Origin of the sequence: Palleniella muris (genome assembly GCF_004792655.1) — a bacterium.
Taxonomy (GTDB): domain Bacteria; phylum Bacteroidota; class Bacteroidia; order Bacteroidales; family Bacteroidaceae; genus Prevotella; species Prevotella muris_A.
Window position 1 is genome coordinate 109061 of sequence record NZ_SRZC01000006.1, and the last position, 14588, is coordinate 123648.

General features: G+C 48.0%; 11 protein-coding genes. 5 read left to right on the forward strand and 6 right to left on the reverse strand.

Going from position 1 to position 14588, the window contains the following annotated elements; genetic code table 11:
- The first annotated feature begins 82 nt into the window (after positions 1–82).
- Genes E5358_RS05070 through E5358_RS05085 form a run of 4 tightly spaced genes read left to right on the forward strand, consistent with a single transcriptional unit; the run spans position 83 to position 3639 of the window.
- Entirely contained in the window at positions 83–1708 is a 1626-nt protein-coding gene (locus E5358_RS05070; RefSeq protein WP_135939208.1) for a S41 family peptidase, read from the forward strand.
- Positions 1683–2303, forward strand: a complete 621-nt coding sequence (locus E5358_RS05075; RefSeq protein WP_135939171.1) for a 5-formyltetrahydrofolate cyclo-ligase — start codon at positions 1683–1685, stop codon at positions 2301–2303. Before E5358_RS05070 ends, E5358_RS05075 begins: the two co-directional genes overlap by 26 nt.
- 2 nt (positions 2304–2305) lie before the next feature.
- Complete coding sequence (locus E5358_RS05080) at positions 2306–3022, forward strand: DUF5932 domain-containing protein (protein WP_135939172.1); 717 nt, start codon at positions 2306–2308, stop codon at positions 3020–3022.
- Positions 3023–3060: 38 nt separating this feature from the next.
- A complete protein-coding gene (locus E5358_RS05085; RefSeq protein WP_135939173.1) occupies positions 3061–3639 on the forward strand; it encodes an AbgT family transporter in 579 nt (192 codons plus the stop codon).
- A 363-nt stretch (positions 3640–4002) separates the two neighbouring features.
- Here the strand turns inward: E5358_RS05085 and E5358_RS05090 are convergent, their stop codons facing one another.
- Both E5358_RS05090 and E5358_RS05095 read right to left on the reverse strand, forming a co-directional pair.
- Complete coding sequence (locus tag E5358_RS05090; protein WP_135939174.1) at positions 4003–5805, reverse strand: RagB/SusD family nutrient uptake outer membrane protein; 1803 nt, start codon at positions 5803–5805, stop codon at positions 4003–4005.
- Between the two features lie 17 nt (positions 5806–5822).
- On the reverse strand, positions 5823–8744 hold the full coding sequence (locus E5358_RS05095) for a SusC/RagA family TonB-linked outer membrane protein (protein WP_277821167.1): 2922 nt from the start codon (positions 8742–8744) through the stop codon (positions 5823–5825).
- Positions 8745–9043: 299 nt separating this feature from the next.
- Here E5358_RS05095 and E5358_RS05100 point away from each other — a divergent pair, with 299 nt between their 5' ends.
- Positions 9044–11218 carry an AraC family transcriptional regulator gene (locus E5358_RS05100; protein WP_135939176.1) on the forward strand — a complete coding sequence of 725 codons (2175 nt, stop codon included), beginning with the start codon at positions 9044–9046 and terminating at the stop codon, positions 11216–11218.
- Positions 11219–11516: 298 nt separating this feature from the next.
- Here the strand turns inward: E5358_RS05100 and E5358_RS05105 are convergent, their stop codons facing one another.
- The 4 genes from E5358_RS05105 to purD all read right to left on the reverse strand — a co-directional run bounded on the left by E5358_RS05105 (position 11517) and on the right by purD (position 14528).
- Positions 11517–11699 (reverse strand): hypothetical protein, encoded by a 183-nt coding sequence (locus E5358_RS05105; protein WP_135939177.1) that lies wholly within the window; start codon positions 11697–11699, stop codon positions 11517–11519.
- A gap of 44 nt (positions 11700–11743) precedes the next feature.
- Positions 11744–12196 (reverse strand): YqaA family protein, encoded by a 453-nt coding sequence (locus E5358_RS05110; RefSeq protein ID WP_135939178.1) that lies wholly within the window; start codon positions 12194–12196, stop codon positions 11744–11746.
- A complete protein-coding gene (locus E5358_RS05115) occupies positions 12181–13149 on the reverse strand; it encodes a hypothetical protein (RefSeq protein ID WP_135939179.1) in 969 nt (322 codons plus the stop codon). The genes E5358_RS05110 and E5358_RS05115 overlap by 16 nt, the downstream gene beginning before the upstream one ends.
- A 101-nt stretch (positions 13150–13250) precedes the next feature.
- Positions 13251–14528 (reverse strand): phosphoribosylamine--glycine ligase, encoded by a 1278-nt coding sequence (purD, locus tag E5358_RS05120; protein ID WP_135939180.1) that lies wholly within the window; start codon positions 14526–14528, stop codon positions 13251–13253.
- Positions 14529–14588 lie beyond the last annotated feature (60 nt).

Consider the following 14588-nt stretch of genomic DNA (forward strand, 5'->3'; position numbering starts at 1 on the left):
ACATGAAGCACACAGCATAAAGGACAATCCTCTTTCTGAACACAATCAAAAACATCATCCTGTGAACACAAAAAACAGATACATGCCTGTGCTGATGGCCATTTGCATGGTCATCGGCATACTCATCGGAACTTTCTATGCAAACCATTTCTCAGGCAACCGGCTCAACATCATCAACACAGAGTCCAACCGCCTGAACAATCTCCTGCATATCATCGACGACCAATATGTGGACACCGTCAATGTCAATGACCTCGTTGAGAAAGCCATACCGCAGATTCTTGCGGAGCTTGATCCGCACTCTGTCTACATAAGCGCAAAAGACGTGCAGGTGATGAACGATGACCTGAAAGGCTCATTCTCAGGTATAGGCATAGCATTCACCATACGTGAGGACACTATCCATGTCCAGAACGTCATGTCTGACGGTCCTGCGGAACGTGCGGGAATAATGGCAGGCGACAAGATTGTGGCTGTCGACGGCAAGCCTTTTGTCGGAAAAGAAGTGACAAACGAGGCTGCCATGCGCAAACTGAAGGGCGAGAAAGGCTCAAAGGTGACTATCGGCGTACTCAGCTATGGCAGCAAAAAAGTCAAGACCTTCACACTCACGCGTGACGACATACAGACAAAGAGCGTTACGGCATACTATATGCTGGACGAAACGACAGGCTACATAAAGGTGAAGAACTTCGGCGAGAACACTTATGCCGAGCTTCTTGTTGCCCTTGCGTCACTGTCACAGGAGAACCTTGAGAACCTTGTCATCGACCTTCGCGACAATACGGGCGGCTATCTGCAGACTGCAATACAGATGGCTAATGAGTTCCTGCCAAGCAAACGCCTCATCACTTATACCGAAGGACGCAAGTCGCCACGCCAAGACTACAAGAGCGACGGACGCGGTGCATACCAGCATATCCCTCTCTGCGTGCTTATCAACGAGGGTTCCGCATCATCCTCCGAGATATTTGCCGGTGCCATGCAGGACAATGACCGTGCCACAATAATCGGCAGACGCTCATTCGGCAAGGGACTTGTGCAGCAGCAGATTTCATTCCCTGACGGTTCGCTCATCCGTCTGACAATAGCGCGTTACTATACGCCGTCAGGCCGTTGCATACAGAAGCCTTATACAATGGGCGATGAGGAGGAATACGAAAATGACCTCATTGCACGCTATGAGCATGGCGAATTCTTCTCGCAGGACAGCATAAAGCATGACGGCCCGGAATACCATACAACACTTGGCAGACCGGTGTACGGCGGTGGCGGCATCACCCCTGATTACTTCATCGCTGAGGACACTACGGGCATGACATCGTACTACAAGCAGGCGGCAATGACAGGACTCATCATGCAGTTCGCATACACCTACACTGACGACAACCGTCTGAAACTGAACAATTTCAAGGAGATGATGGAGATGTCCGACTACCTTGTGAAACAGAACACTGTGGAGAAGTTCGCCACTTATGCCAACTCACGAGGGCTGCAGCGTCGCAACCTCATGATTCGCAAGTCGCACTCTCTGCTGGAAAGGTACATCAATTCGCGCATCATCTACAACATGCTGGACGAGCAGGCTCTTACGGAATATCTGAATATTGACGATAAGGCGGTGCTGAAAGCCCTTGAACTGTTCCACAACGGCAACGCATGGCCACAAAAGCCAGTAAAGAATGACAAAGCAGGAACTAAGAAATAGTGTCAGGGAACAGCTCCGCGAATGCTCTCCGGAAGAGCTTTCACGGCAGTCGGAAGCAATCTGTGAATGGCTGCTGCGCCACCCTCGGGTGATGGTTGCCGACACTGTCGTGGCATATTGGTGCCTTCATGACGAGCCGGATCTAAGTAATGCCATTGACGCTCTATGCAAACAAGGGAAAAGAGTGCTGCTGCCATGCGTGACAAGTGACACGGAAATGGTGCTCAGGCAGTATGACGGACCAACGTCCATGCGCACCGGAGCATTCGGAATACAGGAGCCTATCGGTGAGGAAGCGGACATAGACAGCCTGAATAACGACTCCACCGTCATCCTTGTGCCGGGAGTGGCATTCGACAACAACGGCAATCGTTTGGGACGCGGCAAGGGTTATTATGACAGATTCCTGCAAAACGCCGGCAGACCGCATACCATCGGCATCTGCTTTGACCTTCAGATTGTCGGCGAAGTGCCTTACGGAGAGCACGACATCCCTGTGGACGAACTTGTCAAGGTTGCCATTGACAACTGTCAGAAACTTACAAACAACAACTTATTCGGCAACGGCAAAAACAATAATCCATACATACCTTGACTATGGAAAACTTCAAAATAATCATCGTGGAGGATGTAGCCCTCGAGCTGAAAGGCACAGAGGGCATCATACGTAATGACATCCCGGAAGCGGAAATAATAGGCACAGCACAGAACGAGGCGGAATACTGGCGGCTGATTCGCAAGGAAGAGCCTGACCTTGTGCTGCTTGACCTTGGCTTGGGCGGCTCAACAACCGTTGGAGTTGAGATATGCCGACAGACAAAACAGACACGCCCAAAGGTGAAAGTGCTCATCTTCACAGGCGAAATCCTTAACGAGAAACTGTGGGTCGATGTGCTTGACGCAGGGGCGGACGGCATTATTCTCAAGACCGGGGAGCTTCTCACGCGCCGCGATGTCATAGCCGTAATGGACGGCAAGCAGCTTGTCTTCAACCAGCCTATCCTCGAACGCATAGTGGAACGCTTCAAGCGCACAGTAGGTTCGGAACAGATGAACCAGGATGCAAAGATAAGGTACGAGATTGACGAGTATGACGAACGCTTCCTGAGGCATCTTGCCTTGGGCTACACCAAGGAGCAAATCACGGCTCTCCGCGGCATGCCGTTCGGCATAAAGTCACTGGAGAAGCGCCAGGCGGAACTGATTCAGAAACTTTTCCCCAAGAAATCAGGAATCAATGCCACACGACTGGTGACAAAAGCCCTCGAACTGCACATCATAGACATAGACAACCTCGTTCCCGATGAGGAATGACACCACATCGTTCATCATGAAGCTAATCAGCTTTCGCCATGAAGCAAAGAAGAAACATTGTCCCTATTGTCCTCTGCCTCCTGTTCGCATGTGAGGCAGTCCTCTTCCCCTTGTCATGGATTGCAAGCACAATATGGCAGGAAAGCGGCATAATGTCCCTTCTCTCTCCTGACGGCATCCGTTGGTTCGTAGGCAATCATGCACGGCTGCTGTCAACGCCCTACCTTGTATGGCTCCTGCTTGCCGGAATATCGGCAGGCATTGTCAAGGACAGCGGAATCCTACACCCAAAGAAAGGATGGACGCTGCAAGTCACACTGTTTGTGCTTGTTGTCATGCTTTCTGCCATCGGATTGCTTTCATTCTCCCCACATGCCATACTCCTCAGTGCCACCGGCAACCTGCTTGACAGCAGTTTCTCGGCAGGAATCGTACCGGCATTGTGCTTCGTGGCATGCTGTTGTGCGCTGACCTACGGCACACTTGAATCAAGATATGCAACTCTCAACCATATTTATACGGCAGCATTACGCGGCATAAATATGGCTGCGCCGTATATCCTGCTGTATCTTTTCACTGCGCAACTCTATTTCACCCTTCAATACATCCTGCCATAATCAGGAGGGGAATATAATGACATGAAAACCGGAAAGCGTTCAGTGACATTCTGAAAGGTAACACTTTGTAGTACAAAGAGTAATACTTGACTTGACAAAAGGTAACACTTGGCATTGCCAAGTGTTACCTTTTGTTTTCTCCTCCGCATTTTAACATCCGTTGCGTTTTTAGTTTAGCAAAAACAGCGAAATGCTTTACATTTTACAGGAAGCCACTATATTTTGCTTACATATTGGCAAATGACAAAAAGAAGATATTTGCAACACCATGCAATATACAAACAGAAGCAAACGGCAGACAAATGCCATTTGCTTCTGTTTTTTATTTTCCCTGAAGCATTAGCAGCTGCAGAGAGCAACATTCTAATACCCCGGATTCTGGTATTCCGCACCATTATCTATGAGGAGAATCTCCTTGCTTGAGATTGGGCGCAGGTAGTGGACAGCCGGATTAAAGCTCTTAATCTGAGGATTGTGCACCAGGCGTGACTCGAAAGCACGGAAACGCTTCAGTGTCATCCAACGGTTCCACTCGCCAATCATCTCGCGTGCATACTCGTCAAGCAGGAAGTCCTGTGTGAGCTGTGCCTCGCTGATGTCAAGACTTCCGTCATGGTTCTTGCAAGCGCGGTTACGCAGAGTGTTGATACGGTTCACTGCCGCGCCCTTATTGCCAAGACGCCATTCGATTTCAGCAGAGACAAGGTAGCTCTCACCGAGACGGTAGATGAACTGGTCACTGGCATTGTAAGCCTTGTTCGGGTTTGTCAGATAATCAGGAACCATGCAGTCGCCCTTGATGAGCGTAGGGAAGAATCGCTTCGGACGCGCCAGGTCAAGATAGTTGTCGTCTATGTTGTAGACAGCATATTTGTGTTTCTGCTTCTCCGCATCCGTGAGTTTTGTGCGTGAAAGATAGATGATTGTGTCACCGACCATCACATCGTAAGCAGCATTGCCCACACGGCCGTCATTCACACCGTAACGCTTGGCATCCGCATCAATCCATCTGTAGCCGGTCTTCTCCGGGTTTGTAGCCTTGTTGCAGTAGTAAACAACCTTGAAGAACGCATCAAAACGCTCGTCGGCAGGATTGCTGTAAAGGTTGTACATGTACTTTGTAGGCTCCATGATGCAGTCACCCTTCAGCACCTTTGGCGCAGACTTTACGCTTGGTTCAAGGCCTTCGATGTAGATTCCTGCCTTGTCATTGTTGTAAGCACAGTACTTCTTCCATGTACGGTTAGGATAGTTGCCGCGCGGATTAAGGCTCAGCTCTGTCTCATCATGGCTTATCACGAAGAACGCCTCCTTGTTATGCTTGTTGTTCTTCTCGGCAAAGATGTCCTTTGCATCAGCATAGAGCTGAGTGTCATAGTCGGCAGCATGGTCGATAAGCTCGTCTATCGCCTTCTTCGCCTTCTTCAGCAGTTCCTCACTCTCTGTGGCAGAGATAGGCACAACATTGGAGATTTTGTCCGTGTATGTAGAGTATGTCATACATGCCTTTGCGTACAGGTGATAGGCAGCGGCACGCTTCACATGTCCCTGATTGGACTGAGTGAGAGGAAGCCATTGCATCGCAAATTCCAGGTCGGAGAGAATGACATTGTAGAAATCATTCACGGAACTCATAGGGAGAGACTTTATTTCCCCGGTTACCGGCTCCAGAGGAAGATACTTTCCACCTCTGTGCTCCACAATGTTGAAGAGCGCGTGGGCACGGATGAAATGAGCCTCGGCAGCAAGTTTGTAGACAGTCTCCTTCGGAGCGTCAGTCACCTTGTCTTGGTAAGCGATTGCGCCGTTGCAAGCATGTATGACGCCATAGAAACCGTCGTAGCCCTCATTCATGAGGTTGCATGCCGCACCGAAATCCTCATAGCGCATGAGCTTGCTGTAATTGCCGTTAGTGCCGTTCTCGTTGACGTCCGCCCAGATGTCCGTACCGCCTTCGGCTTCAAGAAGGAAGCTGTCCTCTGACTGACCATAGATGATGCGCACAAGGTCGAAATAGCAGTCGTTTATCTTTTTTGTGTATCCGGCTATCGAGCTCCATGCCAATTCTGTGTCACCGGAAGGATTCTCTTCATCCAATTCACAGCTTGTGGTAACGCCTAAGAGGAGTACCGAAGCTGCCAAAATCCAAATATTTATCTTTTTCATAGGTGTTTCTGTTTTTTTTAGAATGAGACATTTACGCCAAACACATACTGCTTGGACATTGGTGTGGAATCATCGTCACCGCCCTTCTCCGGGTCGTAGTTCTTCAAGTAGTCACACTTCGTGAACACAAACGGATTGTTTGCAGTGAAATAGAAGCGCACATTCTCCATGTGAACCTTCTTCACGAGATTCTTCGGAAGTGTGTATCCGAAAGAGATTGTCTTGATTTTGAAATAAGAACCGTCGAAGAAGTTCGCCCAATCCTGGTACTGTGGGTTGCCGTTGTTGGCATCCGGCATAGGATAGCGTGCAGACTGGTTCTCCTTTGTCCAATAGTCGCAGATGACCGGTGTGGCATTCAGACCGTCGCCACGGTACCAGCCTGTCAGTCCGTAGTGGATAGTCTGTCCCCAGCGCATTGTCATAAGGACAGAGAGGTCGAAATTCTTGTATGTGAACTGGTTCTGCATGCTTGCCGCCCACTTAGGGGTTGCCTGTCCGAGGACATAGTAGTCGTCAGTGTTGAGTTTGTAGTCAGCCTCGCCCTTCTCCGCGATGTGCACCTGTCCCGGCTTCTGTCCGTACTTCGCAGCCTCGTCAGCCTCAGCTGTTCCCCAGATGCCGGCATACCTGTAGCCATAGTAAGTCTTGATTGCTTCACCCGGAATCAGGTAGTAGTCCCCGAACTGGAGCGGTCCGTCGGATGTTGTCTTCACGACTTCCTCCTTGTTTGTGGACCAGTTGAGGGTTGTTGTCCAAGTGAAGTCCTTCTTTATGATGTTACGGCTTGTGACGGCCACTTCCCAACCGGTGTTGCGTGTCTCTCCGACGTTTGCCCAGATAGAAAGACCGCCACCGCCAAAACCGCCTACTCCCATTGGGAGGGTCTTCTTGTAAAGCACATCCTTTGTGGTTGTGCGATACCAGTCGACAACGAAGTTCAGCCTGTTCTTGAAGAGAGCAAGGTCAAGTCCCAAGTCCACCATGTAGGACTTCTCCCAACCGAGTTCCTTGTTTGCCATGATGTTGCTGTAGCCACTGGAGTTCTGCACATCACCGCCGAAGCCGAACTTGTTGGCACGGATGTTCTGTATTGTGGCATACTCGGCTGCACCGGCATTGCCTGTCACACCGTAACTTGCACGGAGTTTCAGGTCGGATATTGCTTTGAGGTCGGACATGAATGCCTCATCGCTGATGCGCCATGCGACAGCAGCTGCGGGGAACACATCCCAACGCTTGTCCTCGGAGAGTACGGAAGAACCGTCCCAACGTGCGGAAACGCTTGCAAGATAGCGTCCTTTGTAGGAATAGTTGGCACGTGCTACGTATGACATTTTCTGGCTGCCTACAAAAGAAGAGGATACTTTCGGCTGTCCCGTTCCTGCGCCAAGATTGTGGTAACCGAATGAGTCGGAATCAAAGCCGTAAGCCTCAGCAGACGATTCTTCCAAACGGTTCTTCTGCCATTCTGCAACAGCAGTGACAGTGAAGTCATGGTCCTTCTTTATCCGGAAATTGTAAGAAAGGACATTCTCCCACTTATAATTATATGTGAACTTTGTCGGAATCTTTGCTGATACAGGGTCTTTTTCGAGATGTTCGTAAGACTGGCTTCCTGTATAGAGTCCTTGACGGCGGCTTGTGAAATGTCCTCCCAATGTTGACTTGAATGTAAGTCCTTTCATCGGAGTTAGTTCAACGTATGCCTGTGGAGTGACACTGAGCACCTTGATGTTGTTGACATACTGCCCTTCTGCCTCATCGGCGATAGGGTTAAGAGTGTTGCCGCCGTCGCCCAACGGGTCAAGATTCACAGTTCCGTCCTCATTGTATGGAATGCCGAGAGGGGCAGTGCCCATCATACGGTTCCATATACGGTTGGAACGCTTGTCATGGTCGGAGTACATGGCGTAGACGTTCAGTCCGTACTTTACAATTTTGTTGGCTGTGAAATCAATCTTCGCACGTGCGGAGTAGCGGGTCTTTTCATCTCCTTGCAAGTTGCCCTCTACATTATAGTAGCCAAGGGAGAAATAAGAGCTCATACGGTCATTTGCGTATGATGTGCTGAGATTGTAGCTCTGTGTGATACCGGCCTGCGTGCCGAGGTCAAACCAGTTGACCCAATTACCGTTATCAATAAGATTTTGAAAAGATGTCGGGAACAAATCGGCGTCACTTGTGTATGTTCCGGCATTCTGCTGTGCAAGACGACGGAAATTGACATAATCCTCCCCTTTGCGTGTCTCAGGATAGGAAGGTATGGTGTTTAATCCGAGATAAGCGTCGAAATTGATGCTGTGCTTGCCCTTCTTTGGGCTCTTTGTAGTGATGATGATTACGCCGTTGGCACCTGCCGAACCGTAGACAGCCGTCGAGGAAGCATCCTTGAGAACCTCAATAGACGCGATGTCATTAGGGTTCAGTTCTGAATAAGACCCCTGCATACCGTCGATGATGAAGAGCGGAGTGTTGTCGCCGTTGATAGAGCGCGTACCACGAAGCATGATGTTAAGCTCTGCATCAGCGTCACCGGAAGTGCGTGTGATGTCCAGACCTGCCACCTGCCCCTGAATAGCTTCGATAGGGTTGCTGACAGGAACACGTGCAATGTCCTCGCTCTTTACGGAAGAAACCGAGCCGGTAAGGTCACGCTTCTTGATTGTGCCGTAGCCGATGACTATAACCTCGTCCATCACCTGCGAATCCGGAGACATCTTGACGGTCATTCCGGTCTTTGCGGTAACAGTCTGCGTGGTGTAGCCTACATACGACAATTCCAAAGTCGCTCCATTAGGCGCATTGACTGAGAACCCTCCGTTGACGTCTGTGATTGTCGCGGCTTGAGAGCCCTTCACCTTTATGGTGACACCAATCATAGGCTCCCCCTGTTCGTCAACAACAGTTCCCTTGATTGAATTCTGCTGAGTTTGCACCAAAATGTTAGCCCTGACATCTGCAAATACTGAAGAAGGGTACACAGTTGTAACAAAACCAGCAAGCAACATAGCTTTCATAGCCCTGTTGACTAAAGTCTTGTTTTTTTGCATAAATTTTAAGTTAGTTGTTTGATAGTTTTATTAAGGAATAAGTAATGTTTATATAGTTATTGTGAAGACATTTCCCAACTTACTTAACACATGTCGGTTAGAGATTTTTTGCAAATTTATTGTTAAAAGTGGACTTTTTAGGCTAAATATTCTGCAAAAAGGTGGATTTTTCTTAACTTTGCAGCATGAAACGAACAATTAGCGTAATAATCCACCTGGCATTTGTTTTGCTATGCATAAATGCGCAGACCTTTTGGAACACACGGACGTTCACTCCCAAGGAAGGGTTGTTCCTGGAGATAATCACGGAAGTGTTGCAAACCGATGACGGATATCTTTGGTTTGCAACATGGGATGGCATTATGCGCTATGACGGCTATGACTTTGTCACTTTCCGACAGGACAATGCCAAAAACAGGATAACCACGGCAAGGTTGATTAAAAGCGGCATATTGATTCAGGACTATAACTCAAAGTACAAACTGTTTGACACCAACACTCTCTCTTTCCGTGCTGCCACTGCCGCAGAGATTAAAAGCACAACCATAAACCCACTGCAAGTAAAGAGGAGTGACCTTGACATCACTGTTCCTGAAGAGCACAAGGTACGAGCTATATTCAAGGACAACCAGAAGAATCTGTGGATATTGATGGACAGGGGTATGGTTTATATGTCCCAACACAAACAGACATTCAAAGAAAGCCTTAACCGTAGGAAAGCGGAGACTCGGGCTTTGTTCATAGACAGTCGTGGGCGGTTCTGGAAGGGTGGCAAATCAACTGACACCCCGGACGGCGGTTTCTGTGAGCTTGACGGCAAGCCACTCAACGTAAAATGCAGACCTTACGCATTTGCGGAGGACGCACAAGGGAACATTCTTATAGCTTCTAAGAAGGACGGCATCTTCATCGCCAACAGCAACGGAATAAAGCCTTATGACTATAATGTCCCCAGATGCTTCTGCTTCGAGACAGACAGGCGCGGGCATATTCTTGTGGGAAGCCATAAGAACGGAGTCTATGATTTAACAGCACGCAAACATATTTTCGGAAAAGAGAAGGTGCGCTTAATCAGAGTTTTAGGAGGTGACAGCCTGCTTGTCGCCACCACGGACGGTGTGATTCTTTCTACAGGAGGGAAGGAACGGAAGATACTTGACAACAGGGATGTATACACCGTTGACTGCATCAACGGCAAATACTATTTCGGAGTATATGGTGAAGGGCTCCACCACATGAAGTCCCTTGATGAAAAAACTACACGCCTCTGCCCTTATGTCGGTGACAAAAGCATCAGCTACATAAAATCATCTTTCGTTGACAGGAACAGCAACCTATGGCTTGTGACATCCAACTCCATCATAAGCTATAATGACAAGACATCAACCTTCGTCAATTATGGTGAGGCTCATTTCGGGAAGAACATCGACTTCACAGAGTGCAGACCTTTGATGCTCAATGACGGTAGTATCGTTGTCGGTACAATGACAGGAACGTTGACTTTCAACCCTGACAGCATAAGGAATGAAAGGGAAGACATGGTAACCATCGCTGTGTCAGGGATAAGGTATGGTGACGACACTGAAATACGTGCCGTGAGGGACATTGACAGCATCACGCTGGACGCTTCCCAACGCAGGTGCAAGCTTAACCTCACGACTTTCAACTATGCATTTGCCAAAGAAATCAGTTTTGCATACAAGATGGACAATGAGAAAGAATGGCACTATCTGTTCCATGACCATGTCATACACCTTGACAATCTGTCCTCAGGCAACCATACTTTGCAGATTCGCGCTTCTGATGACCATGGGATATACTATGATAATGTGCGGACGATAACAATCAATGTGGAGCCATATTTCTACGAGTCAAGTGTTTTCTGGATAGCAATACTGTTGCTGGCACTGCTTGCCACCGCATACATCTACCACAGGGTCCAGGTCAATCTGCAGATACAACGTGAGAAGGACAATGCCGGAAAGGTTACTGTACAGTTCAAGAACCCGGAAACATGTGACAGTGACAAGGAGTTCATGGAGACATTGACAAACCTTCTTGAAGAGCGCATCTCCGATTCAGACTTGCGCATGGAAGACATTGCCCAGATGATGCACATGAGCTATTCCAATTTCTATCGCAAACTGAAATCACTAACAGGCTTGAGCGTCGTGGAGTTCCTGAAGCGCATGAGGATTCAGCATGCAGCAAGAATGTTCGATGCAAGCAATACAAAAGTCAGTGAGGTTTCCTATGCTGTAGGCTTTGCAGACCCAAAATATTTCAGCAGGGTCTTCAAGAATGTTATGGGAAAGACTGCCTCAGAATATATTGCTGAAAACAAAAAGCAAAAACACTGACATCTATAATAAGGAGGGTGTGCCAAAATACCCTCCTTTCTCTAAAAACCGCAATGTTATGGATTCCGTCAGAACCGGAATCCAAGGCCGATGCCTATATCTTTGCATCCACAAAACATTTATTTCATGGCATCAATAGCTAAGCCAAGGCATCAAAAAAACGTGGACTAATAGCTTCATCTACGTTCTTGAGGTATCGCCAAACACCATGCCACATATATGAGTAAAAGCCCACGCCATTGGGTATGAAAAAATTATATTCTGCAAGATTCCGGCATTTATCAAAACATACCAGGCTTTATTTTGGTGACTCTGTATTATATACTTTAGCATTCTCAGGCTTCTGTTTCGGAACTATCTCCGATGTGGAAGTCTTGTCGGAAGAAGAAACCGTGGCTGCGTCGGTTACAGCCTGCCAAGGGGTTGCAGTACGCTCATCTTTTGCCACATTATCTTTGCGGCGTGTCCAGAATGTTGCCATAATTATATGTGTATATGATTATTACAAGATATGTTGCAAATGCCTCACAAGACAAAATGCGCTCCCCATACGAGGATGGCATAGCGCAGGAACTTGCCTATCGCTATTGCTATTGTTGTGATGAATATGTTGGCACGCATAAGACCGAGCATAATGGTAATTGCACTGCCAATAATGGGCAGGAACGCGAAAAAGCCTATCCATGCACCATGTCCATGCATGAAGCGTTCAGCCTTGTCCAATGACTCTTTCTTCACATGCAGGTATTTCTCTATCCAGTCAATTCTGCCAAGATGTCCGACCCAATAGTTGAACATAGAGCCAAGGACATTGCCAGCAGTGCCCCACACCACCAAACCAACAGGGTCAAGCCCAGCAGCCTGGAGACCAACCATTATGGCTTCGCTGCTCCATGGGAACACACTTCCGGCAATGAATGCCGCAATGAACATCCCTATGTATCCGTAACCTTCCAGCAGGGTTATAATGTCAGCCATTCTTGCAAATAGGGTATGATGGTTAATGCCAAGACAAGCACAATAGAAACTATCACTGATATGTTTGTCAGGCGTGTTGAAGTGAAATTGATATAATGCGCTACCAGAGGAGCGGCGCACACGACAATGATTCCGAACAAGATGTCCGCGCCCGGCACATCATTCAGGGGAAGGATGTATAGTGCTGCCAAAGCGAAAGTGAACACCAAGGATATGAGTGTGAATATGCTGAAAAGCATCCTCACATGAATCTTGTCATCAGAACTGTGGCGCAGGAAATGTATCATTCCAACCAAAGACATTACCACAACAAATGATTCTGCGTAAAGTTCCCACAATGTCATCGGCAAGGCTGCCGGCAATAATGTATTCATATCACTGAATGCGAGCAATGTGCTGTCGTCCGGCACCAAAGCATCGCGATACGCAAAAATAAGGTCATACCGGTTTTCAATCACGACATAAGGCATGAGGCACCACAAAGGCGTAATCACCCCAAGAATCGATGCAAGCCAAGACCTGAAACTGAACGACATAAGGAAAAACGCATCTGCTATCCAAAATACCGGCAAGGCAAACACCAATGGAGGCCAAAGCATTGCAGCAAGTCCCATGAAAAGGTATGCCCAATATTTCATGCCATTACTGTCATGCTCCTGGTATGTCCTGAACGATAATGTCACCATGAACAGGAAACACATCTGTACTGCCATTACCTCAAGATTCCTCAACAGCCATGGGCACATGAGCATCAGCGCCATATAGGAACAACTTACCATACGGCTGTATCTTCTCATAAGGGCATTGCGGTTGTTCAACTCCATCATGAGGTATGTGTTGACGACAAATATCAGACACTGCCACCACAACGTATTGTCTGCAAAGAGCATAAGCCCCCACAGACATGCACTGTAAAGAATCATAACAGGCAATGCCATACGGCTTGAACCCATATTGTTCTGGAATCGTCGCATCACTAAATATTGTAGCAATATGGCATGCCGACAAATGGTTTCCCCCTTGTCGGCATGCTTCAATAATTTTATAAAGAGAATTATAGGTCTGCTCCTATGTCGGAACGGAAATATTTTCCTTCAAACTGAATCTTCTGTGCTTCCTTGAAAGACTTGGCAAGAGCCTCTTCCTTGTCTGCTCCATAAGAAGAGACAGCTATGACACGTCCGCCGGCAGTTACCACATTTCCATCCTTCATGGCTGTTCCTGAATGGAAGACAATTGATCCTTCAACATCCTCAATGCCTGTAATTGTGAAGCCTTTCTTGTACTCCTGGGGATAGCCTCCTGACACCATCATCACGCAGACAGCGGAACGTGGGTCGAACTCTATTGCCCTTGTGTCAAGGTTTCCTTCCGCAACACCTTCAAAAAGGTCTACGATGTCTGACTTCAGACGGAGCATAACACTCTCTGTCTCAGGGTCACCCATGCGGCAGTTGTACTCGATCACCATCGGTTCTCCATTGACATTGATGAGTCCGAAGAAGATAAAGCCCTTGTAATCAATGCCCTCTGCAGCAAGACCGTTGACCGTTGGCTTGATGATGCGCTCCTCAACCTTAGCCATCCATTCAGGAGTTGCGAAAGGAACAGGAGTCACGCTGCCCATGCCACCTGTGTTAAGACCAGTGTCATGCTCACCGATGCGCTTGTAATCCTTTGCTTCAGGCAGGATTTTGTATTTCTTTCCGTCTGTGAGGACAAAGACAGAGCACTCTATGCCTGACAGGAATTCCTCAATTACAACACGTGAAGACGCATTGCCGAACATGCCTCCGAGCATCTCTTTCAACTCGCTCTTTGCCTCGTCCAGTGTGTCAAGGATAAGCACTCCCTTGCCGGCGCACAGTCCGTCAGCCTTCAGCACATAAGGAGCAGAAAGCGTCTCAAGGAACTTGCAGCCTTCCTCCACCTGTGTGCCATCGAAAGTTTCATAGGCAGCAGTTGGTATGTTGTGGCGCTTCATGAACGCTTTTGCGAAATCCTTTGAGCCTTCAAGCACGGCACCGGCCTTTGAAGGTCCTATGACAGGAATATCCTTTGTGCGGGAATCGTTCTTCAAATCATCATAAACTCCCTTTACCAATGGGTCTTCGGGACCTACAACGACCATTTTCACGTCATTATCCACAACAAACTGCTTGATAGCCTCAAAGTCATCGGCTTTCATATCCACGTTAACACCCTTGCCACCGACACCGTCAGTGCCGGCATTGCCCGGGGCGACAAACAGTTTGTCACACTTTGCGCTCTGCGCAATCTTCCAACCTATGGCATGCTCTCTGCCACCTGAACCTAATAAAAGTATATTCATATCGTTACAAGTTTCTTTTTTTCATACACGCAAGGTGCCTAATCCTTACAGTGGGAATCC